The sequence below is a fragment of the Glycomyces sp. YM15 genome (assembly GCF_016918015.1).
Taxonomy (GTDB): domain Bacteria; phylum Actinomycetota; class Actinomycetes; order Mycobacteriales; family Micromonosporaceae; genus Glycomyces.
Window position 1 is genome coordinate 72,576 of the sequence record NZ_JAERMK010000003.1, and the last position, 21,522, is coordinate 94,097.

At 70.9% G+C, this 21,522-nt stretch carries 20 protein-coding genes; 9 read left to right on the forward strand and 11 right to left on the reverse strand.

All coding sequences use genetic code 11. The annotated features are described in order from the left end of the window. Positions 1-79 precede the first annotated feature (79 nt). Positions 80-1,510: an NADP-dependent phosphogluconate dehydrogenase gene (gene gndA, locus JHY01_RS04680; RefSeq protein WP_205324449.1), complete on the reverse strand. Its 1,431-nt coding sequence runs from the start codon at positions 1,508-1,510 to the stop codon at positions 80-82. A gap of 227 nt (positions 1,511-1,737) precedes the next feature. Between gndA and JHY01_RS04685 the strand changes: the two genes are divergently transcribed. After that, on the forward strand, positions 1,738-3,102 hold the full coding sequence (locus JHY01_RS04685) for a cystathionine beta-synthase (RefSeq protein ID WP_205324450.1): 1,365 nt from the start codon (positions 1,738-1,740) through the stop codon (positions 3,100-3,102). 201 nt (positions 3,103-3,303) lie between these two features. Here JHY01_RS04685 and JHY01_RS04690 read toward each other — a convergent pair whose 3' ends face one another. Together JHY01_RS04690 and JHY01_RS04695 are read right to left on the reverse strand one after the other, a co-directional pair. Continuing rightward, a complete protein-coding gene (locus tag JHY01_RS04690) occupies positions 3,304-4,302 on the reverse strand; it encodes a hypothetical protein (RefSeq protein WP_205324451.1) in 999 nt (332 codons plus the stop codon). Positions 4,303-4,407: 105 nt separating this feature from the next. After that, on the reverse strand, positions 4,408-6,069 hold the full coding sequence (locus JHY01_RS04695) for a fumarate hydratase (protein WP_205324452.1): 1,662 nt from the start codon (positions 6,067-6,069) through the stop codon (positions 4,408-4,410). A gap of 283 nt (positions 6,070-6,352) precedes the next feature. Between JHY01_RS04695 and rpsF the strand changes: the two genes are divergently transcribed. The 4 genes from rpsF (at position 6,353) to rplI (ending at position 7,979) form a co-directional block, all read left to right on the forward strand. Continuing rightward, positions 6,353-6,643 carry a 30S ribosomal protein S6 gene (rpsF, locus tag JHY01_RS04700; protein ID WP_205324453.1) on the forward strand — a complete coding sequence of 97 codons (291 nt, stop codon included), beginning with the start codon at positions 6,353-6,355 and terminating at the stop codon, positions 6,641-6,643. Between the two features lie 40 nt (positions 6,644-6,683). Then, on the forward strand, positions 6,684-7,193 hold the full coding sequence (locus JHY01_RS04705) for a single-stranded DNA-binding protein (protein ID WP_205324454.1): 510 nt from the start codon (positions 6,684-6,686) through the stop codon (positions 7,191-7,193). A gap of 64 nt (positions 7,194-7,257) precedes the next feature. Then, positions 7,258-7,503, forward strand: a complete 246-nt coding sequence (rpsR, locus tag JHY01_RS04710; RefSeq protein ID WP_030160643.1) for a 30S ribosomal protein S18 — start codon at positions 7,258-7,260, stop codon at positions 7,501-7,503. A 14-nt stretch (positions 7,504-7,517) separates the two neighbouring features. Beyond that, positions 7,518-7,979 (forward strand): 50S ribosomal protein L9, encoded by a 462-nt coding sequence (rplI, locus tag JHY01_RS04715; protein ID WP_205324455.1) that lies wholly within the window; start codon positions 7,518-7,520, stop codon positions 7,977-7,979. Between the two features lie 181 nt (positions 7,980-8,160). Here rplI and JHY01_RS04720 read toward each other — a convergent pair whose 3' ends face one another. Next, a complete protein-coding gene (locus tag JHY01_RS04720; RefSeq protein ID WP_205324456.1) occupies positions 8,161-8,550 on the reverse strand; it encodes a hypothetical protein in 390 nt (129 codons plus the stop codon). Between the two features lie 301 nt (positions 8,551-8,851). On the opposite strand from JHY01_RS04720, the gene dnaB reads away from it, so the two are divergent. Continuing rightward, positions 8,852-10,318, forward strand: a complete 1,467-nt coding sequence (dnaB, locus tag JHY01_RS04725) for a replicative DNA helicase (RefSeq protein WP_307814237.1) — start codon at positions 8,852-8,854, stop codon at positions 10,316-10,318. 9 nt (positions 10,319-10,327) lie between these two features. Here the strand turns inward: dnaB and JHY01_RS04730 are convergent, their stop codons facing one another. The 4 genes from JHY01_RS04730 to JHY01_RS04745 form a co-directional block, all read right to left on the reverse strand. Further along, on the reverse strand, positions 10,328-10,582 hold the full coding sequence (locus tag JHY01_RS04730) for a zf-TFIIB domain-containing protein (protein WP_205324457.1): 255 nt from the start codon (positions 10,580-10,582) through the stop codon (positions 10,328-10,330). 52 nt (positions 10,583-10,634) lie between these two features. After that, on the reverse strand, positions 10,635-11,984 hold the full coding sequence (locus JHY01_RS04735; protein WP_205324458.1) for a glycosyltransferase 87 family protein: 1,350 nt from the start codon (positions 11,982-11,984) through the stop codon (positions 10,635-10,637). 158 nt (positions 11,985-12,142) lie between these two features. Beyond that, complete coding sequence (locus tag JHY01_RS04740) at positions 12,143-12,544, reverse strand: ATP-binding protein (protein WP_205324459.1); 402 nt, start codon at positions 12,542-12,544, stop codon at positions 12,143-12,145. A gap of 123 nt (positions 12,545-12,667) precedes the next feature. Continuing rightward, positions 12,668-13,399, reverse strand: a complete 732-nt coding sequence (locus JHY01_RS04745) for a glycerophosphodiester phosphodiesterase family protein (protein WP_205324460.1) — start codon at positions 13,397-13,399, stop codon at positions 12,668-12,670. Between the two features lie 201 nt (positions 13,400-13,600). Between JHY01_RS04745 and larB the strand changes: the two genes are divergently transcribed. The 3 genes from larB to JHY01_RS04760 are packed head-to-tail and all read left to right on the forward strand — an operon-like array spanning position 13,601 to position 16,174. Further along, a complete protein-coding gene (gene larB, locus JHY01_RS04750) occupies positions 13,601-14,377 on the forward strand; it encodes a nickel pincer cofactor biosynthesis protein LarB (RefSeq protein WP_307814238.1) in 777 nt (258 codons plus the stop codon). Next, positions 14,374-15,759 (forward strand): nickel pincer cofactor biosynthesis protein LarC, encoded by a 1,386-nt coding sequence (gene larC / locus JHY01_RS04755; RefSeq protein WP_307814240.1) that lies wholly within the window; start codon positions 14,374-14,376, stop codon positions 15,757-15,759. The genes larB and larC overlap by 4 nt, the downstream gene beginning before the upstream one ends. Before the next feature lie 40 nt (positions 15,760-15,799). Continuing rightward, entirely contained in the window at positions 15,800-16,174 is a 375-nt protein-coding gene (locus JHY01_RS04760) for a PH domain-containing protein (protein ID WP_205324462.1), read from the forward strand. Between the two features lie 93 nt (positions 16,175-16,267). Here the strand turns inward: JHY01_RS04760 and JHY01_RS04765 are convergent, their stop codons facing one another. The 3 genes from JHY01_RS04765 to JHY01_RS04775 all read right to left on the reverse strand — a co-directional run bounded on the left by JHY01_RS04765 (position 16,268) and on the right by JHY01_RS04775 (position 21,393). After that, positions 16,268-17,806 (reverse strand): multicopper oxidase family protein, encoded by a 1,539-nt coding sequence (locus tag JHY01_RS04765; RefSeq protein WP_205324463.1) that lies wholly within the window; start codon positions 17,804-17,806, stop codon positions 16,268-16,270. A gap of 127 nt (positions 17,807-17,933) precedes the next feature. Continuing rightward, on the reverse strand, positions 17,934-21,125 hold the full coding sequence (locus JHY01_RS04770) for an AAA family ATPase (RefSeq protein WP_205324464.1): 3,192 nt from the start codon (positions 21,123-21,125) through the stop codon (positions 17,934-17,936). A 28-nt stretch (positions 21,126-21,153) separates the two neighbouring features. Then, positions 21,154-21,393, reverse strand: coding sequence for a hypothetical protein (locus JHY01_RS04775; RefSeq protein WP_205324465.1), 240 nt, complete (start codon positions 21,391-21,393; stop codon positions 21,154-21,156). Between the last annotated feature and the right edge of the window lie 129 nt (positions 21,394-21,522).

A 21,522-nucleotide genomic window follows, 5' to 3' on the forward strand; every position in this document is an offset into this window, starting at 1 on the left:
TTTTACCCCGGCACGCCCCCACGCCCACCGGGCGCCGCCCCGGCCGCTCCGGGGGGGCCCGACGCCGTCAAGACGTGCGTTAGAGCTGGACCTCCGACCGGTCCCCCGACCAGTCCGTGTGGAACGTGCCCTCGCGGTCCACCCGCTTGTACGTGTGCGCACCGAAGAAGTCCCGCTGCCCCTGGATCAAAGCGGCCGGCAGGCGACGCGAACGCAGCCCGTCGTAGTACGCCAGTGCCGACGAGAAGCCCGGCGTCGGAATCCCCGCCAGCGCGGCCGTCGAGACCACCCGACGCCACGCGTCCTGCGCGTCCGTCACGATCTTCGTGAACTCCGGCGCCGCGAGCAGCGTCGGCAGCTCCGGGTTCGAGCGCCAGGCCTCGGTGATCCGGTCGAGGAAGCGCGCCCGGATGATGCAGCCCGCGCGCCACAGCGCCGAGCACGAGCCGAGGTCGATGCCCCAGTCGTATTCGGCGCTGGCGGCGGCGATCTGGTCGAAGCCCTGCGCGTACGCGACGATCTTGGAGGCGTAGAGCGCCTGGCGGACGTCCTCGACGAAGTCGGCGGGGAAGTCCACTTTGGCGGTGGGTCCGGTGAGCAGGTCGACGGCGCCTTCGCGCTGCTTCGTGCCGCTGGAGAGCGCGCGGGCGAAGGTGGCCTCGGCGATGCCGGTGACCGGGACGCCCAGGTCGAGGGCGTTCTGGACGGTCCAGCGTCCGGTGCCCTTCTGGCCGGCCTGGTCGACGATGACGTCGACGAGCGGCTTGCCGGTGGCGGCGTCGACGTGGCCGAGGACCTCGGCGGTGACCTCGATGAGGTAGGAGTCGAGCTCGCCGGCGTTCCATTCGGAGAAGGTCTTGGCGAGGTCGGCCGGTTCGATGCCGACGCCGCGGCGCAGCAGGTCGTAGGCCTCGCCGATGAGCTGCATGTCGGAGTACTCGATGCCGTTGTGCACCATCTTGACGAAGTGCCCGGCGCCGTCGGGGCCGAGGCGGGTGCAGCACGGGGTGCCGTCGGGGGCCTTCGCGCTGATGGCCTCGAGGATCGGGCCGAGGGACTCGTAGGACTCCTCGGAGCCGCCGGGCATGATCGCCGGGCCGAGGAGCGCGCCCTCTTCACCGCCGGAGACGCCGGTGCCGACGAAGTGGAGGCCCTGCTCGCGGAGGGCGGCTTCGCGGCGGCGGGTGTTCTCGAAGTGGGCGTTGCCGCCGTCGATGATCATGTCGCCGGGTTCCATGAGGGCGGCGAGCTGGTCGATGACGGCGTCCGTGGCGTTGCCGGCCTGGACCATGATCATGGCCTTGCGGGGGCGTTTGAGGGAGGCGACGAAGTCGCTGAGCTCCTCGGAGGGAACGAACTCGCCCTCGTCGCCGTGGGCCTCGATCAGCTCGGTGGTCTTGGCGTGCGTGCGGTTGTAGACGGCGACCGTGAAGCCGTGGCGGGCGAAGTTGCGGGCGAGGTTGGAACCCATGACGGCCAGCCCGACCACGCCGATGTCGGCGGTGCTCATGCCATTGTCTCCCTACGTTGCGTAAGAGGTGTGCGCCCCGATTCTCGCCGGTCGGCCCGGCGCGGGCGCCACCACGGCCGATCGTATCCACGCATCGGGAAGCGCGTGCCCGTGCGGGCCGATGCCGGGCCCGGGATCGGGCCGCCGATCGCGCCGCCCGGGTCCGCGTCCAGGTCGCACGGCCTGGGCTCCGGTCCTCCCACGGACCGCGGGCATAGGCTGTGAGCATGCAGTACTACGAATCCGTCCTCGACCTCATCGGCAACACCCCGCTGGTGCGGCTCAACGCGGTCACCGAAGGCGTGGCCGCGACGGTGCTCGCGAAGGTCGAGTACCTCAATCCCGGCGGGTCCATCAAGGACCGCATCGCGCAGCGCATGATCGACGAGGCCGAGGCCTCGGGGGCGCTGAAGCCGGGCGGCACGATCGTCGAGCCGACCAGCGGGAACACGGGCGTGGGCTTGGCGATGGTGGCGCAGCAGCGAGGCTACAAGTGCGTGTTCGTGTGCCCCGACAAGGTCTCCGAGGACAAGCGGAACGTCCTGAAGGCGTACGGCGCGGAGGTCGTCGTGTGCCCGACCGCGGTCGACCCGGAGGACCCGCGCTCCTACTACAAGGTCTCCGATCGGCTCATCCACGAGATCGACGGCGCGTGGAAGCCCGACCAGTACTCGAACCCGGCGAACCCGGCCTCGCACTACCACCAGACCGGGCCCGAGCTGTGGAAGCAGACGGACGGGAAGATCACGCACCTGGTCGCCGGGGTCGGCACGGGCGGCACGATCACCGGGATCGGCAAGTACCTCAAGGAGGTCTCGGGCGGGAAGGTGCAGGTCGTTGGCGCCGACCCCGAGGGCTCCGTCTACTCGGGAGGGACCGGGCGGCCGTACCTGGTCGAGGGCGTGGGCGAGGACTTCTGGCCCGAGAACTACGACCGGACGCTGGCCGACCGGATCGTGGAGGTCACCGACGCGGAGTCGTTCGCGATGACCCGGCGACTGGCCCGCGAGGAGGGCCTGCTCGTGGGCGGCTCGGCGGGCATGGCCGTGGTCGGGGCGCTCGCGGTGGCCCGCGACGCCGGTCCCGACGACGTCATCGTGGTGATCCTGCCCGACGGCGGGCGCGGGTACCTCTCGAAGATCTTCAACGACGAGTGGATGACCGAGTACGGCTTCATGGGCGGCTCCGGCGAGACCACCGTAGGCGAGGTGCTGGGCAGCAAGGGCGCGCAGATCCCCGAGCTCGTCCACGTGCATCCGCAGGACACGGTGCGCGAGGCGATCGACATCATGCGCCAGTACGGGGTCAGCCAGATGCCGGTGCTCAAGGCCGAGCCGCCGGTGACCAGCGGCGAGGTGGCCGGGGCGGTCGCCGAGCGGGACCTGATGGACGCCCTGTTCTCGGGGCGGGCGACGCTGCACGACCCGATCGAGCGGCACATCGGCGAGCCGCTGCCGACGATCGGCTCGGGCGAGCAGGTCGAGCGGGCCGTCGCGGCCCTGCAGGACCGGGACGCGCTCATGGTCTTCGCGGAGGGCAAGCCGGTCGGCGTGCTCACCCGCCAGGACCTGCTCAGCTACGTCGAGCACTGATGTTCTCCGCGTTCGGTTGACGCGCAGCGGCGACCTCGCGACGAACGGCTACGACTTCGCCGACACCGTCGGCTAGCGCACTTCGCCGTAGCGGGAGCACTTGAACGGCTCGGCCGGGTCTCACGGCCGCAGCAGTTCGCTCAGCAGCTGCGGATCGGTCAACGGGGGCTCCCGGCGAGGAGGGGCTGCATGCGGTGGACCTTACGGCCCCTGTGCGACACGTGCTCCCGGCTGCCGGACGCCCAGCATGGTGCGCAGGTGCGCCATGCTCCGCGCCAGGGCCCGCACGTACCCGAGGACGAGCGCCCAGATCCTGAACGCGGCCCGGTACAGGCCGAGGATCCGCTGCACGGACCATGGAACGGCTTCGAGGCCGGCGGACGCAAGCCGGTCGGCGAGGCCGGAGACCGCTTCGCGCGTCGATCCCACCGCGCCCGCGACGCCCTCGACCGCGTGGCCCAGCATCGCGGCGGTCGCGGCGACCGCCGCGATCCCGTTGACGTTGTGCGCCATCAGCTCCTGGTAGGCGAGGTGGTCGGGTCCGCTCCAGCCCTTGAGGTCGGCTTCGAGGCTCCATTCGAGGTCGGCGGCGATCTCCCGCAGTTCGGCCGCGATGAGCGCCCAGCGCCGTGCGGCGGCGGCGGCGGCCTCGCGGTCGACCTCCATGCGGTCGATGAGCGACCGGAAGGAGTCGGCCAGGGGCGCCGCCGGGTTCACGTCGCCCCGGGACCGCATTGGAGCGGCCGGGCCCCGGGCGGCGCCGTCGCCGCGGGGTGCGAGCCGGTCGTCGATCCAGGTCCGCTCCCGGAACTTCGCGACCAGCGCGTCGAAGTCGCCGGCCCGGCCTGGTCGCGACCCGGTGCCGTTCCCGGTGACCTTGCGGTTCTTGCCGCGGCCGGTGGACGCCCAGTAGTCGGGGCGGCGATCCCGGTTGCCGTTCCGCTTGCCGTCCGCCATGCGGTGGAGCTTGTGCGTCGCGATCTCGAGGTTTTCGGGGAAGCGCCCGGTCAACTGGTCCTGGTCACGGTGCCGGTCTTCGATGAGCGAGGCCATCGGGGCGCACAGGTCGCCGAACACGCCGGTCCGCAAGGCCGCCCCGGCGCTCACGTACCCGACCGATTCGATGCGGTAGCCGAGCAGCTCGAGGTTGCCGGCATGCGTTCGGAGGATCCGGGGGTCCACAGGGGGTGGAGAGCCCATCGGCCTCACTGCTCCTCAAGGGACCGGCGGCGGCAGAGTGGCCGCCGCGCTGTACCTGTGAGTCTACGCGGGCCGTGCCACCGCGGGGCGGCACGGCCGGGTCCCTTAGGCGATCGTCAGCCTGGGTTTGCGGCCGACGGTGAGCACGGGCTTGCGGGTCTCGGCGTAGAAGTCGTTGCCCTTGTCGTCCACGACGATGAACGCCGGGAAGTCCTCGACCTCGATCTTCCAGACCGCCTCCATGCCCAGCTCGGGGTACTCCAGGACCTCCATCGACTTGATGTTGTCCTGGGCGAGCTTCGCGGCGGGGCCGCCGATGGAGCCGAGGTAGAACCCGCCGTGGGCCTTGCACGCGTTCGTCACCTGGTCGGAGCGGTTGCCCTTGGCGAGCATGACGAACGAGCCGCCCGCGGCCTGGAACTGCTCGACATAGGTGTCCATGCGGCCGGCCGTGGTCGGGCCGAAGGAGCCCGACGCGTAGCCCTCGGGGGTCTTGGCCGGGCCCGCGTAGTAGACGGCGTGGTCACGCAGGTACTGCGGCATCGGCTCGCCCGCGTCGAGGCGCTCCTTGATCTTGGCGTGGGCGATGTCGCGGGCGACCACGAGCGTGCCGGTGAGCGAGACGCGGGTCTTCACCGGGTACTTCGAGAGCTCCTCGCGGATCTCGGCCATCGGCCGGTTGAGGTCGACGCGCACGACGTCCTCGTCGAGGTCGTCCTCCAGCACGTCCGGGACGTATCGGCTCGGGTCGGTCTCCAGCTGCTCCAGGAACACGCCCTCGGCCGTGATCTTGGCCATGGCCTGGCGGTCGGCGGAGCAGGACACCGCGATCGCCACCGGCAGTGACGCGCCGTGGCGCGGGAGGCGGACGACGCGCACGTCGTGGCAGAAGTACTTGCCGCCGAACTGGGCGCCGATGCCGAACTGGCGGGTCAGCTCCAGCACCTGCTTCTCGAGTTCGACGTCCCGGAAGCCGTGGCCGAGCGGCGAGCCCTCGGTCGGCAGCGCGTCGAGGTACTTCGTGGAGGCGTACTTCGCGGTCTTCAGGGTGTGCTCGGCGCTGGTGCCGCCGATGACGATCGCCAGGTGGTAGGGCGGGCACGCGGCGGTGCCGATGCCGCGCAGCTTCTCCTCCAGGAACCGCATCATCGCGTCCGGGTTGAGGATCGCCTTGGTCTCCTGGAACAAGAAGGACTTGTTGGCGCTGCCGCCGCCCTTGGCGATGAACTGGAACTTGTACGCGTCGTCGCCCTCGGCGTACAGCTCGATCTGCGCGGGCAGGTTCGAGCCGGTGTTCTTCTCGTCCCACATCGTCAGCGGGGCCATCTGGCTGTAGCGCAGGTTGAGGTCGCGGTAGGCCTGCCAGACGCCGCGGGAGAGATGCTCGGCGTCGCGGCCGTCGGTGAGGACGTGGCGGCCCCGCTTGCCCATGACGATGGCGGTGCCGGTGTCCTGGCACATCGGCAGGACCATGCCGGAGGCGATGTTCGCGTTCTTGAGCAGGTCCATCGCCACGAACCGGTCGTTGCCGCTGGCCTCGGGGTCGTCGAGGATCGAGCGCAGCTGCTTGAGGTGGGCGGGGCGCAGGTAGTGGGAGATGTCCTTGACGGCCTCGGTCGCGAGCCGCGTCAGGATCTCGGGCTCCACGGTGAGGAAGCGCCGCCCGGCGGCTTCGACCGTGTTCACCCCGTCCTTGGTGAGCAGGCGGTACTCGGTGGTGTCGGGGCCGACGGGAAGCAGGTCGGTGTAGCGGAACTCCGATGTCACGCGTTCCAACTTAGCGCGCAGCGTGACCGAGTCGGGTGTGAGGCGAAGCTCAGTCGGGGCCGGGCCGCGAACGGCCCGACGCGTTCGGTGTCGGGGCCGCGAATGTCGTACCCGGCCGGTAGCGTCACATCCAGGCGGCGCACTGAAGCCGCACCGCCTGTAAGCAGGTACGATTGCCCGGTTGCCCGTACCGGCCCGAACTCGGGGCGGCGCGGCACGCGCAAGTGAATCCTCCTGCTGCGGAGAGACCGCAGCCGTTGAGACCAAAGGGGGTGGAGCGATCTTGCGGCACTACGAACTCATGGTGATCCTCGAACCGAACATCGAGGAAGCACAGGTCAGCCCGACGCTGGACAAGTTCCTGAAGGGCGTCAAGGACGCCGGAGGGACGGTCGACAAGATCGACGTCTGGGGCCGGCGCCGTCTCGCCTACGAGATCAACAAGAGCAACGAGGGCATCTACGCCGTCATCGACCTGCAGTCCGAGCCCGGTCCCGTCGCTGAGATGGACCGCCAGCTTCGACTCAACGAGTCGGTGCTGCGCACCAAGGTGCTGCGACCGGAGCTTCGGTAACCCGACCCTTGCAACTGCGAGACCTTAGGGAGAAGAGGTCATGGCAGGAGAGACAGTCATCACGGTTATCGGCAACCTCGTCGACGACCCCGAACTGCGTTACACGCCGTCCGGTGCCGCCGTCGCGAAGTTCCGAATCGCATCGACCCCGCGCACGTTCGACCGCGAGTCGAACGCGTGGAAAGACGGTGAGGCCCTGTTCCTCACCTGCAGCGTCTGGCGCCAGTACGCCGAGAACGTCGCCGAGTCACTGTCGCGCGGTACCCGCGTGATCGTGCAGGGCAGGCTCAAGCAGCGCAGCTACGAGACCCGCGAGGGCGAGAAGCGCACTGTGTACGAGCTGGACGTCGAGGAAGTCGGCCCCGCGCTGCGTTTTTCCACAGCGAAGCTCAACAAGTCGGGCGCAGGCTCCGGCGGTGGCGGCGGTCGTTCCTTCGGGGGCGGCGGCAACACCGGCGGCGGCTCCGCACCTGACGACCCTTGGGCCTCGGCCGCCCCTGCCGGCGCTTCCGCCGGCGGTGGAGGCTTCGACGAGGACCCGCCGTTCTAACCGGACCGCTGCTTTGCAGGCACAGAAGTCCGGTAACGATCTCGAGTAAGAGGCAAGACAACACATGGCCAACCCGAAATCGGCTCCTCTGCGGAAGCCGAAGAAGAAGCCGAACCCGCTTGAAAAAGAGGGTATCGAGTACGTCGACTACAAGGACACGGCGCTGCTGCGGAAGTTCATCTCCGACCGCGGCAAGATCCGTGCCCGTCGTGTGACCGGCGTGACCACCCAGCAGCAGCGTCAGATCGCCGCGGCCGTCAAGAACGCCCGCGAAATGGCTCTGCTCCCGTACACCAGCCAGACCCGCTAAGGAAGGAGCGCAACATGAAGATCATCCTGACTCATGAGGTGCCCAACCTCGGCTCGGCCGGCGATGTGGTCGAGGTGAAGAACGGCTACGGCCGTAACTACCTGCTGCCGCAGGGCCTGGCGATCGCCTGGACCAAGGGCGGTCAGAAGGAAGTCGACGCGATCCAGCGCGCCCGTGCGGCCCGCCAGATCCACGACCTCGACCAGGCTCGCACCGTGGCCGAGCAGCTGAAGAAGACCGACGCCCACATCGTCGCCCGCACCGGCGACGGGGACCGGCTCTTCGGCTCGATCACCGCGGTCGACGTGGTGAAGGCCGTCGACGAGGCCGGGGGTCCGAAGATCGACCGCCGCCGCGTCGAGCTGCCCGCCGCGATCAAGTCGATCGGCACCTACGACGTTGCGGTCAAGCTGCACCCGGAGGTGACCGCGAAGTTCAAGCTTCAGGTCACGCCGGCCAAGCGCCGCAAGAAGTAGGACGCGTAGGCGACCAGAGGGCCCGCCACCTGTTTCCGCAGGTAGCGGGCCTTTGTCGTACCCGTATGGGAGGGTGTCCTTTTCACTGGTAGTGGTGAAGGTGGGATCGGGAGGGTACCCGGGGCCACCCGTACGGCCTCGCCGCCGGCCGCGGCACGGCCGAACCGTCGGCCCGCCCCCCTCAGATCACCCAGCCCGCGGTCCGCAGCACCACCGTCACCAGTCCGGCGCCGAGGATCGCGGCCGCAGAGCCGGCGACGCCCGCGCGCCAGCCCGCGCGCGGCAGCCGCAGGAGCACCGCCACCAAGAGGCTCGCGGTGAGCGCCGAGAGCGTCCACGCCCAGCCGCCCGCGATCGCCGCCGAGAGCCGCCCCGCCACGGTGCACCCGCCTTCGATGCAGGTCGCCTCGACCGGCGGCTGGGAGAGCACCCACGCGAGGTACACGAGCATCGGCACCGCGTACCAGGCCACCGTCACGAGCAACGTCGGCGTGAACGCCCGCTCCCCCGGGCGGTCGTCGCCGTCGGGGTCGAGCCGGGGCCTGTGCTCGGGTCGCCGGGGGGCGTTCATGGGGTGTCGCTCCTCTGATCCGTGCCGGGGGTCGCCCCTCACCTTAGCCGCAAGTTGGCACGAACGAATGTCCGTCCACAGGCGGTGGATAACGTCGGCACAGGTGAACGCCGTGAACCGAGCCCCGATCGCGTTCTTGTCCACAGGTTGTCCACAGGCCGCACGCGGTTATCCACAGGTTATCCACAGCTTTGTCCACAGGTTGTCCACAGCCTCGTTTGCAACCGTGCCCGGCGCGACATAGCGTCGTTGACGCCGCTGATCTGTCTTATGCAGGCGGTACATTCTCCATGAACGCACGGTGACCGAGGGGGTGGACGGCATGACCGACGTGTCGGCGGAAGGCGTCTACTCGCGGGGCGCCAACGGCTCCAGCAATTCCTATTTCGACACTCCACCCGAAGACCCGTTCAGCGGCGGCGGCGGGGGCGGCGGCGCCCGCGCCTACGAGCGCACCCCGCCCCAGGACGTCCAGGCCGAGATGTCGGTCCTCGGCGGCATGCTCATGAGCAAGGACGCGATCGCCGACGTCATCGAGGTGCTCGGCCCGGGCGACTTCTACCATCCCAAGCACGGCATGGTGTTCGACGCGATCATCGACAAGTTCGGCAACGGCGAGCCCGCCGACGCCGTGACGATCGCCGCGGCCCTCGCCGACACGGGCGACCTCGCCAAGATCGGCGGCGGCCCCTACCTCCACGACCTGCTCAACGCCGTGCCCACGGCCGCGAACGCCGGGTACTACGCGAAGATCGTCAAGGAGAAGGCGATCCTGCGCCGCCTCATCGAGGCCGGCACCAAGGTCGTCCAGTACGGCTACGGCGGCGGCCAGGGCGGACGCGACATCGACGACCTCGTCGACCTCGCCCAGCAGGCCGTCTACGAGGTCACCGACAACCGCCAGAGCGAGGACTTCGCGGTCCTCTCCGACCTCCTCCAGCCCGCGATGGACGAGATCGAGGCGATCGGCGCCAGCCAGGGCCTCATGACCGGCATCCCCACCGGGTTCGCCGACCTGGACCGGCTGCTCTCGGGCCTCCAGGCCGGGCAGCTCATCATCGTCGCCGGGCGTCCCGGTGCGGGCAAGTCGACCGCCGCCATGGACTTCATGCGGCACGCCTCGCTCCACCACCGGCACGCCGCGGCCCTGTTCAGCCTCGAAATGAGCAAGCTCGAGATCGTGATGCGGCTCTTGAGCGCCGAGACCCGCGTGCCGATGCACGTCCTGCGTTCGGGCGACCTCTCCGACGACGACTGGACGCGCCTGGCCAAGCGCATGGGCGACATCTCCGAGGCGCCGCTGTTCGTCGACGACACGGCTTCGATGACCATGATGGAGATCCGGGCCAAGGCCCGGCGGCTCAAGCAGCGCCACGACCTCAAGCTCATCGTGGTCGACTACCTGCAGCTCATGACCTCGCCGAAGAAGACCGAGTCGCGCCAGCAGGAGGTCTCCGAGATCAGCCGCGGCCTCAAGCTGCTGGCCAAGGAGGTGCAGTGCCCGGTGATCGCGGTCGCCCAGCTGAACCGTGGCCCGGAGCAGCGCACCGACAAGCGCCCGCAGCTCTCCGACCTCCGCGAGTCCGGCAGCCTGGAGCAGGACGCGGACGTGGTCATCCTGCTGCACCGCGAGGACTACTACGACAAGGAGTCGCCGCGCGCGGGCGAGGCCGACTTCATCGTCGCCAAGCACCGCAACGGCGCGACGGACACGATCACCGTCGCGGCCCAGCTGCACCTCTCGCGCTTCGTCGACATGGCCGTGTAAGACGGCGGCTCAGTCGCCGAAGAGGATCTGCAGGAGCGTCCGGCGCTCGCGTCCCTTCGAGGCCTCACCGTTCACGTATTGCGGCATCGGGGAGGTCGCCGCGCCGTCCTGGGCGCCGTTGACCCACTTCTCGGTGTCGATGAGGTGCTCGAGCTCGCCGCGGTCGAGGAGGACGGCGCGGCAGGCGGAGCACTGGTCGACGACGATGCCGTTGCGCTCGTACTGGCGCATCAGGGCAGCACACTTGGGGCAGGTGAGTTGCATGCCCGTCACCGTACTCCGCTTCGGCCCCTTGCCGTTGCGCGCCTGAGGCCCTTCAGCGCCACCATTCGACCGCCATGGACGGGCCGAGGCCGGTCTCCTCCTCGAGCTCGTCGACGACCTCGTCGTCCTGGGCCAGGCCCTGGAACAGGGTGCCGGTCACGGTGCCCGCCACGGCGTCGCGCAGCGGCAGCCACCAGCCGAGCAGGACCACCGGGTAGAGCAGGTACCCGAACCGGGTGGAGGGCATGAGCAGGAACGCCGTCGAGAGCCCCGCCGCGCACCACAGCGCCGCCGACGCCGCCGTCACCGGCGGCCGCGTCCACAGCAGGCCCGCGATCACGAGTGCGGCGAGCCCGAGCAGTGCCGGGGCGATGAGGTCGCCGCCGGGGACGTAGTGGGCGACGAGGAATCCGGGCAGCGGTGACTGCGCGGGCGAGGTGACCACGCCGTGGCCGAGGCCGAAGGCGATGACGTTGTCGAAGAAGCCGCGGGCGTCCACGGCGAGGACGGGCAGCATGGTGGCGGCGACGGGGACGGCGAAGCCCGCGAGATAGTGCTTCAGGCCGCCGCTTCCCGCCCTCGGCGAAGCTTGCGGGCCATGTGTTTGCAGAGTGAGGAACGCGATCACGACGGCGGCGGGCCACGCGAAGAGTTTGAGGGCGGCGGCCGCGCCGATCGCCAGGCCCGCGGCGAGGGGGCGTTCGCGGTGGGCGAAGGCGAGCGCGAGGACGATGAGGGCGACGACGGGCATGTCGTCACCGCCGGTGGCGAACGTCAAGGCGCACACCGGGAAGACGAACGTGGCCTGGACGGCGCGCAGCAGCGGGCCCTTGCCTGCGCCGGTGGCGCCCAGGGCGCTGCCGGGGCCGCCGCGCAGGAGCCGGACCGCTCCGATCGCGCAAGCGGCGGCGGCGAGGAGGAAGTAGACGCGGGCGTCGGTCCACCAGTGCTGGCCGAAGAGCGCGGCGGGGATGCCGAAGACGGCCATGCCGGGCTGGTACGGGTTGTAGCCGAGGAGGGGCTCGGGGAGCGCGGCGATCGCGTCGGCGTGCAGGTACGGGCTGCCGGTGCCGAGGAGGCGCGCGCCGGAGGCCTCGACGACGAGGACTTCCTCCTGGGCCCGCCCGCTGACGCCCGAGGCGCGCTCGATCGCCATGAGCGTCAACGGGATCGCGGTGACGGCGAGGGCGGCGCCGACGGTGACGAAGGCCCTGCGGCGCCAGACCGGGCCGGGCTGGACCAGGAGGATCACCGCGCAGATCGCGGCGGGCAGGTAGCCGCCGAAGGCGATCGCGCCCCATTGGGCGTGCGAGTCGAGCGTCGTCCAGAGCGCGGTGGCGCCCGCGAAGAGCGCGGCCGCGCCGTAGCAGGCGAGGTCGATGATGAGCGGACGGTTGGACACCCGGACAGCGTACGGGTGCGCGGCGAATCAGGGCGGGTGCGGCGGTGCCACGGGGTCGGGCGTGGCGGTTCGCCGTCGCCCCCGTATCGACCATGGCTCAGGGGTGTGACGTCGGGTCGGGGTGCGGCGCCGCTGGAGGCCCGAGGGGCGGTTCGCTCTCAGTGCACGGGGATGCGGGCCCAGACCTCTTGGGTGCCGTCGCCGAGGGGGCGGGCGCCCCAGTCGGTGGACAGTTTGGACACGATGAACATGCCGCGTCCGTGTGCGGAGTCGAGGTTGATCGCGCACACGTGCGGGTGGGTGCGGGAGCCGCCGTCGATGACGCGGACCTCGACACCGGCGGGTCCGAGCTCGTAGCTGACGCAGACGTCGCCGCCGGGGAGCGGGCGGGCGTGCCGTACGGCGTTGGAGACGAGTTCGGTCGCGCACACGAGGAGGTCGTCGCGGACTTCGTCGGCGAGGTCGGGGAGGGATTCGCGCAGCCATCGGCGCACCTGGCTCGCCGCCCCGGACTGGTGGGGAACGCGCAGCCGCTCTGGCGCCGGTATCGCAGCGGGCATCGCGGTCCCCTTCCTTCCTCCGTGCCGTGGGGAGGCTATACAGCAACCTACCTGTCAACGCCGTATGACGCCAGCATTACAGACGGACCCCGAGTCCGTCCCGGGGAAGCCGGCGGGCAGGCCCTAACCGGCGAGGGTCTGCCGGATCGCGGCCGGGCGGTCGGTGAACATGACGTCGACCTCGAGTCCGGCGCAGCGCAGCGCGGTGTCGGCGTCGTTGACGGTCCAGGTGTACACCTGGTAGCCCGCTTCGTGGCTGCGTTCGACGAATCCGGGGGTCGATTCGAGGTAGTCGACCCGCGAGCTGAGCACCTGGACGCCTTCGGGCGGGCGGCGGAACGGGTACTCGAAGATCCAGACGAGCGGCGTGTCGGCGTCGAGGCCGCGCCAGGTCTTGAGGGCGGCGCGGGAGAAGGACATGACGGTGACGTCGAGTCCCGGCCAGCGCCGCAGGGTCTCCCATAGGCGCAGTTCGAGGCGGGGGCCGAACTTTGAGGGGTGTTTGGCCTCGATGAACAGTTTGAGGTCTTTGCCGGAGTCGACGACGAGGCCGAAGAGGTCCTCGAGGGTGGGGATGCGCTCGGCTTCGGGGTTGCCGGCGCAGTCGGGGAACTGGTGGGCGAAGTTCAATGCCCGCAACTGAGCGAGGGTGAGATCCGCCACTGCGCCTTTGGCTCCGGCGGTGCGTTTGACGGTGCGGTCGTGGTGGAGGACGAGCTGCCCGTCGGCGGTGAGGCGGATGTCGAACTCGAAGCCATCGGCGCCCTCGACGATCGCCTGTCGGAACGCGGCGATTGAGTGCTCCGGGAGGAACTCGTTCGCGCCTCGGTGGGCGGCGATCAGCGGCTGGGACACCCCTTGACGATAGTCGGTGAGTCCGACGCCGGGCCCGCTTGGCGGTGTCCGTCCGGGGTGGTGGTGGTGAACGCGCCCTGGCGGCGCGGGGCCCGGTGAACGGCGGGCGCTGCGATGGGGCCGGTGTGGGCAGGTTCCCGGCGCTGGGACGGGTCCGGTTCCGGTGGCGGCTGGTGCGGGGCGGGAGGGAGGATGGGGGGCGTGCAACTCGATCCTGAATCCGCGTTCGACGAACGGCCCGAGTCCTCCGCTTCGCAGGCGTCCCCCGGGGCCGCGGGCCCGCGGGGGTTCGCCGGGGCCGGGGACGGCTACCGCGACCTGGGCTGGGCCAAGATCGATACCGGCCGTCCGGCCCGGACCGGGACGGCCGAGGCCGTGTACGCGGCGGGGAAGACGCCCGGGCAGGTCGTCGGGGCGCTCGCGGCCCTGCGTGCGGCGCATCCGGGCCGGGTGGCGGTCGCGACCCGCTGCGATGACGCCTGCACGGCGGCGGTGCGGGAGGCTTTCGGCGATGACGTGCTGGTCGAGAGCGGGGTGTGCGCGGTCGGGGCGTTCCCGGACGCGGAGACCGGGCTGCTCGCGGTGGTGTGCGCCGGGACATCTGATCTGCCGGTGGCGAGGGAGGCCGAGATCGTGGCGCGGGCCAACGGGATCGACACGCGGCTGGTGGCCGACGTGGGCGTCGCGGGGCTGCACCGGCTGCTCGACAAGGTCGCGGAGCTGCGGGAGGCGGCGTGCGTGATCGTGGTGGCGGGCATGGACGGGGCGCTGCCCTCGGTCGTGGCGGGCCTGGTGGCCGCGCCGGTGGTCGCGGTGCCGACGTCGGTGGGCTACGGGGCCGCGTTCGGCGGGCTCGCGCCGCTGCTGACGATGCTGAACTCGTGCTCGCCGGGGGTCACGGTGGTGAACATCGACAACGGGTTCGGTGCGGCGATGGCCGCGTCCCGGATGCTCGGCATGAAGGCGGCACAGTCGTGAACGAGCGGGACGACGGGGCGGCCGTGATCGCGTGGCTGGACTGCTCGGCGGGCGCGAGCGGCGACATGTTCCTGGGGGCCCTGGTCGACGCCGGGGTGGACCCGGCGGTGATGCAGGCGGCCGTGGACGCGCTCGGCACTGAGCCGATCCGCTTGCGCGCCAATAGGGTGACGCGGCACGGACTGGTCGCGACGAAGGTGGACGTCGAGGCCCCCGAGGTCGCGACGGACCGGCGCTGGCGGTCCATCCGGGCGATGCTCGAAGGCGCGGGACTCGACGCGGCGACGCGGAAACTGGCGTTGGGCGCGTTCGCCCGCCTGGCGGCGGCGGAGGCGGCCGCGCACGGGATCGACGAGGAGGACGTGCACTTCCACGAGGTGGGGGCGCTCGATTCGATCGCGGATATCGTGGGCGCCTCGGCGGGTCTGGCGGCCTTGGGCATCGGCCGGTTGACCGCGGCGACGGTGACCGTGGGCGGGGGTACGACGCGCGGTTCGCACGGGTCGATCCCGCTGCCCGCACCGGCGGTGCTGCGGGTGCTGGCCGACGCGGGCGCGCCGGTGGTCGGCGCGGTGCCGTACGAGGCGTGCACGCCGACGGGCGCGGCGATCATCGCGGCCGCGGCCTCCTGCTACGGTCCGATGCCGGAGATGGTGGTCGAGCGCATCGGGGTGGGCGCGGGCGGACGCGACCCGAAGGAGCGCGCGAACCTGCTGCGGCTCTTGGTGGGCCGCGAGGTCAGCGCGCCGGTCCGCGGGTCGCACGTCCGTCACGGCCACGGCATCGCCGCGTCGGATCACGGGCACGCGCATCATCATCACGAGCACGGTCATCCCGCGTCCCTTGCGCCTGCGGTGCGTGAACCTCGCGACGGTGCGCCGCGGAAGGCGCACGTCCGCAGCGGGGCGGCCGCCGCGGCCCTTGAAGGCCACGCGCAGGCTTCGGCGCGACCGGTCGTCATCGAGACCAATGTGGACGATCTCGATCCGCGCCTGTGGCCGGCCGCGCTGGCGGCGCTGCTCGCCGCCGGGGCCTCCGATGCCTGGCTGACGCCGATCCTCATGAAGAAGGGCCGGCCGGCGCACACGGTCCACGTCCTGTGCCGTCCCGAGGCGATCGCCCCGGTGCGGTCGGCGCTGGTCCGGCACACCACCACGATCGGCATGCGCTTCTATGAGATCGACAAGTACGCGCTCGAACGCCGGTACACGCACGTCGAGGTCGACGGTCACCGGATCGGCGTGAAGGTCGCGCTGGAGGACGGCGAGGTCGTGAACGCCTCGGTCGAGTACGAGGACGCGGCCGCCGCGGCCGCCGCGCTCGCGCGTCCGCTCAAAGTGGTGATCGCACAGGCCACTGCGCTTGCGGCCGATCAGTATTAGGCGGAACGCGGTGGTGGGGCCGTACCGATATCCTGCCCGCATGATCGATTTCGAGAACGGTTCGCTTTTCAAGCTCAAGCTCACTGACGACCCCGGCTTCAGCGACGAGGTCCAGCCGCTGCTGGTCGACGGTGAAGCGGTCGCCCTGGCCTTCGAGGGCATCCGCGACTTCGTGGTCTTCACGAACAAGCGGGTCATCGCCGTCAACGTGCAGGGGATCACCGGCCGCAAGAAGGACTACACCTCCTTGCCCTACAACAAGATCCAGGCCTACTCGGTCGAGACCGACGGGCTGATGGACAACGACGGCGAGCTCGACCTGTGGTTCAGCGGCCTCGGCCGGGTCCGCTTCGAGTTCAAGGAGAACGTGGACCTGCCCGCGATCGCCAAGCACATCGCCGCCTGCTCGCTCTAAGACCTGTTGCGGCGCAGGAAATCCCGTTCGTGGTGCCTACGGGCGGGACTTCCTGCGCCGCGTCGTCTCCGGGCCCTTGCGGCCTGGAGCGGCTCAGTGCCCGCCGTGGGAACCGGCGGCGGCGCTGACCGGGACCGTGCCGATCTCCTCGTCCTCGCCGAGGACCACGAACTGGCCCATCATCCCCGAGTCCTCGTGGGCGAGGATGTGGCAGTGGTACATGTACGGCAGGTTCGGGTCGGTGTAGTCGGCGAAGCGCATCGCGAGCCGGTACTTGGCCTGCGGGACCAGTTGGACCGTGTCCTTCCAGCCGCGCAGGCGCGGCGGCGGCTCCCGCCCGTCCACGGTCAGCACCTGGTACTGGACGTCGTGGACGTGGAAGTTGTGCATGAAGCCGTCCGCGTTCTCGACCTCCCAGACCTCGACGGTGCCTTCGCGGACCCCGAAGTCGATGCGCATGGGGTCCATGGACTCCCCGTTGATCTGATTGAAGCCCGAGAGCGAGAACGAGCGCTCGGCGGCGATCTCGGCGTCCGCGAGGTCCGGCGCGGTGCCCATGGCCTGGGGGATCTCGGTGGTGTCCGCCAGGGTGTCGGCGGCCCGGAACTCGCAGATGTCGAGCCTGTCGTCGCCGCCGTTGAAGCGCCCGAGCGGGCCTTCATAGCCCTCGTCGGCCGGGTTGGAGCGGAGGACCACGGTCTCGCCGGGCTCGAAGGCGACCACGATCTCGGCGCGTTCGCCCGGTGAGAGCTGGAGGCGGTCGGTCTCCCAGGCGGTGGGAAGCAGGCCGCCGTCGGTGGCGATGAGCGAGAACGGCCGGTCGTCGCTGAACCCGAAGTTGTACAGGCGCGAGACCGAGCCGTTGAGCAGGCGCAGACGCAGCAGGCGGGTCGTGACGTCGAAGTAGGGGCCGAGCGTGCCGTTGACCATGATCGCGTCGCCGAGGATGCCCTGGGTGCTCATGAACGAGGCTTTGTCGTCGAACTGGTTGTCGCCGTCGAACTTGCGGTCCTGGACGATCATCGGCACGTCGTCCACGCCGTAGTCGGAGGGCAGGTTCAGGCTCGTCGATTCGTCGTCGTCGACGATGAACAACCCGGCGAGACCGCGGTAGACGTGCTTGCCGGTGCGGCCGTGGGGATGCGGGTGGTACCAGAGGGTCGCCGCGGGCTGGTTCATCGTCCACTGGGGAGTCCAGACACCGTCGGGCTCGACCTCCTGGTGGGGGCCGCCGTCCATGACCGAGGGCAGGTGCATGCCGTGCCAGTGGATCGAGGTGCCCTCGTCGAGGCCGTTGTGCACCGCGAACGCGACCTCCTCGCCGCGCTTGGCGCGGATGGTCGGGCCGAGGAACGGGCCGTTGACGCCCCAGGTCTCGGTCTCGCGGCCGTCCTTGAAGGCCATGCTGCCCGACTGGATCTCGAGGTTGAAGACCCGCGCGCCCGAGGCGTCCTCGGTCGACTCGGCGAGCGGGGGGACGGCCAGGGGGTTGTCGAAGTCGACCTCGCCGACGGTCTCGAGCTTGGACTTGTTCCAGAAGTATCCGAGGGTCCCGGCTCCGCCGAGCACGACCGCCCCGACACCGCCCCCGACACCGATGAGGGTCCACTTGAGTGCTTTACGCCGCTTCATGGCTGCAATGGTCGTGCGGCGGCCCGACGGTTACATCGGGCCGGGGAAGGCAATCCGCGTACCACCCGGGGATGACGCCTCGGGCCGGCGTCAACCTCCAGTAGCGGAGCCGGGGCGACCAGCGCGGTCAGCCATCGGTGAGATAGCCGCGCAGGTGCGCCGCGTTCACCGCCGCGGCGCGGCCCGCGACCTCGAGTTTCGCCATCGCCCGCGAGAGGTGCACGCTCACCGTCTTCTCCGAGATGTACAGCTCCGCGCCGATCTGCTTGTTCGTCAACCCGCGCGCGACCTGCCGCAGTACCGCCAGCTCCCGCGGAGTCAGCGGCGTCGTCGTCGGCACCGCCGCGTCAAGACCCGCCCGCTCCGCGAGCGCGCACAACTCCTGCACCAGCGGGACCGCGCCCAGACGCAACGCGGTCGCCTTCGCCTCGGCGAGCACCGCGACCGCTTCCGTGCGCGCCTCGGCCCCCGGCGCCGCCAGCAGCGCCTCCGCGAGCCGCCAGAGCGCGAGGGCCTGCCGGTACGGCTCGGCCCAGGTCGGGTCCTCGTGCGCGGCACCGTCGACCCCGGCCTCGAACAGCGCCAAGGCCTCAGAGGCGACCGGGTCGCGCAGCGCCAGTTCCAGCCGCGCCTGCTCGTCGAGGTGCACATCGAATTCGACCGCGCCCGCCGCGCGCTTCGGCGGCGCCTGGACCGATCCGGTCTCGGCGTTGCGGTAGTCGAAGGCCGCGGCCACCGCGCGCCACAGGTCCGGGTCGCCGTCGCTGTAGAGGCGGGATTCCTCGGCATCGAGCTGGGCGACCCATGCCAGGCCCTCCGGGCCGAGCGTGCCCGACAGCGGACGGCCGTGCTCGTTGAAGAACCGGGCCCGCTCGGCCAGGCGCTCCCCCGCCGAGACGGCGCCCTTCGCTCCCGCCGCGTCGCCCTCGCGACGCAGCCGGTGGGCGAGATCGGCGGCGGCCCCGACGCCGGCGGCGCACACCGACACCCCTGCGAGGTAGTAGCCGCGCATGCGGGTCATCCGCTCGGTGGCGCGCTCCGCGCGGCGCAGCGCGTCCTCGGGACGGCCGCGCCAGCGGTCGAGTTCGACGCCGCACAGCGACGCCAGCGCGAGCACCTGCCCGTCGAGCTGCCAGCGGTCGGCGAGGTAGTCGAGGCGCCGGTCGGCGGCGTCGAAGCGGCCGCGCGCCACGTCGACGAGGAGCACGGCGGCGGCGAGGCGGGTGAGCACGACGCCGGGCAGGACGCTGGAGGCCATCTCGCCGTTCGCGTCGACCTCGTCCCAACGGCCGATCATGTAGTTGGAGATGACCTGGCGCACCGCGGTCTCGAGGCCGTAGCCGCTCCACTTGTCGCCGGTGCTGCGGGCCAGGTCCATACCGCGGTTGAAGTGGGTGAGGGCTTCGCCGATGCGGGCGGCCTCGACCATGACGAGGCCGTTGTTGAAGTGCGCGCGGAGTTCGACCTCGTGCCAGCCCTTGCCGCGCACGAGCGCGCGGGCCTCGTCGTTGCGGGCGACGGTCGCTTCGAGGGTCTGCCCGCCGCGCCGGAACGCGCCGATGCTGCGGGTGAGGAGCGCGTCGGCCTTGGCGGCGAGGTGCCCGTCGCGCATCGCTCCGGCCTCGGTGGACGGGTGTCCGGCCTGATCCTCGGCGGCGAGCGCCGCGGCGACCGCGTCGGCGGTGGCGATGGCGCGGGCGCACCATTCGGCGGCCTCGTCGTACTTGCGGCTGTGGTAGACGGTGCGGGCGACCACGGCCTGGGCCCAGGCCTTGATGGTGTGCGGCTCGTCGTCCTTGACCAGCTGCCATGCCTCCCAGGCGACCCGGTGGGCCTCCTGTTCGCCGCCTTCGATGGAGAGGAGGTGCTTGGCGTACTTGCGGCGCGTGTAGGCGCCTTGGAGCCGGTCGCCGGAGGCGTCGGCGAGGCGCACCGCGGCGGCCGAGTACGACTGGGCGCGTTTGATCTCGCCGGAGGCCTCGGCGTTGGAGGCGGCCCGGACGGTGAGCCGCAGTTCGGTGAGGCCCTCGGGGCGTTTCTCGGCGGGGACCTTCCCGAACAGGGTGAGGGCCCGCTCGAGGTGGAGCAGGGCCTCGGCGGGGGCGGCGAGTTCGACGGCTTCGTCGGCGGCGCGCACGGACGCGGCGAGGGCGCAGGGGAGGTCGCCGGATTCGTGTGCGTGGTGCGCGAGCTCGGCCTCGGCGCCCTTGCCGTTGTCGTCGGCGAGGGATTCGGCGATCTTCTGGTGGTAGCGGATGCGTTCGCCCGGAAGGAGATCGGTGTAGACGGCCTCACCGAGGAGGGCGTGGCGGAACGCGTACGTGTCCGCGCTCTTCTGGACGATGATGCCGTGCGAGATCGCGGCGCGCAGGGCTTGGTCGAGTTCGCGTTCGTGGCGCAGGCCGTTCTCGTCGAGCATCGACCAGGCGGCGGCGTTGAGGCGCTGGTAGGTGAAGCGGCGGCCCATGACGGAGGCGAGCTGCACGACCTGCTTGGCCGAGTCGGGGAGGCGTTCGAGCCGGGCGAGGAGGACTTCGGCGAGCTCGAAGGTGACCGTGTGGGTCTCGGCGGCGGCGAGCTCTTCGGCGAGGAACGCGTTGCCCTCGGAGGCGGCGGCGATCTTGGCGACGGTCTCCGCGTCGAGCCCGGTGTTGAGTTCGCGCACGAAGTCGGCGGCGTGCTGCGAGTCGAAGGGGTCGAGGTGGAGGCGCTGCACGGCGGGGAGGCGCACGAGCTCGGCGAGGAGGGGGCGGAGCGGGTGGGCGCGGTGCACGGCGTCGGCGCGGTAGGTGCCGAGGATGAGGACGCGCTGGCCGGTGAGGCGGGAGGTGAGGAAGGCGAGGAGGTCGCGGCTGGAGCGGTCGGCCCAGTGGAGGTCTTCGAGGGTGAGGACGAGCGGCTGCGCGGCGGAGAGGTCGGCGAGGGCGGCGTGGAAGGCCTCGAAGAGGCCGAGGCGGCCGAGGTCGCCTTCGGCGGGGGTGGGGTGGCCGGGGAGGAGGGGGCTGAGGCCGGGGTGGTTCGCGGCGAGTTCGGGGTTGTCGCGGGCGAGGGCGCCGACGATCTCGGCGAAGGGGAGGTAGGGGAGGGCGGAGTCGGCGGTGTCGAGGCAGTGGCCGGTGACGGTGAGGACACCGTCACCGGCGCTGTCGTTGAATTCGTGGAGGAGGCGGCTCTTGCCGACCCCCGCGTCGCCGGAGACGAGCACTGTCGCGGGGCGCCCGCCGCGGGCGGCGTCGAGCGTCTTTCGGAGTGTGGCGAGCTCGGCGTCGCGGGCGAACAGGGGGAGATCGGAACCCAGGCGCGGCATGTCAGCAATCATGACACGGGCCTACGACGTTCCGCGCCTGTCATTTCGCCGGCCGGACACGGGCGGCCCCGTGTCCGCCGGCGGGCTTCCCGGTCTCCTCGCCGCGGCCGAAGGCCTTGGCGACGCGGGAGGCGAGGCCCGCGTGGCGGACGTTCGCGCCGCCGCGGCGGGTGGCCTTGGCCGCTTTGACCATCTCGCGGGCCTGGCGTTCGTGCTCGGCCTGCTTGATGAGCTCCTCGGAGCGGGCGTAGTGGAGGTAGTTGAGTTCGAAGTCGTTCATTGCGATTCCTTTGGTGTCGTGGCCGGGTTTTTCCGGCCTGACACCAATACTCGGACTGAGGCCCACGGGTGGGCATCAGGCTTCCACGCAGTCTCGGCCCTTACGGGCCTTAGTTCGGGGCCCGTCGCG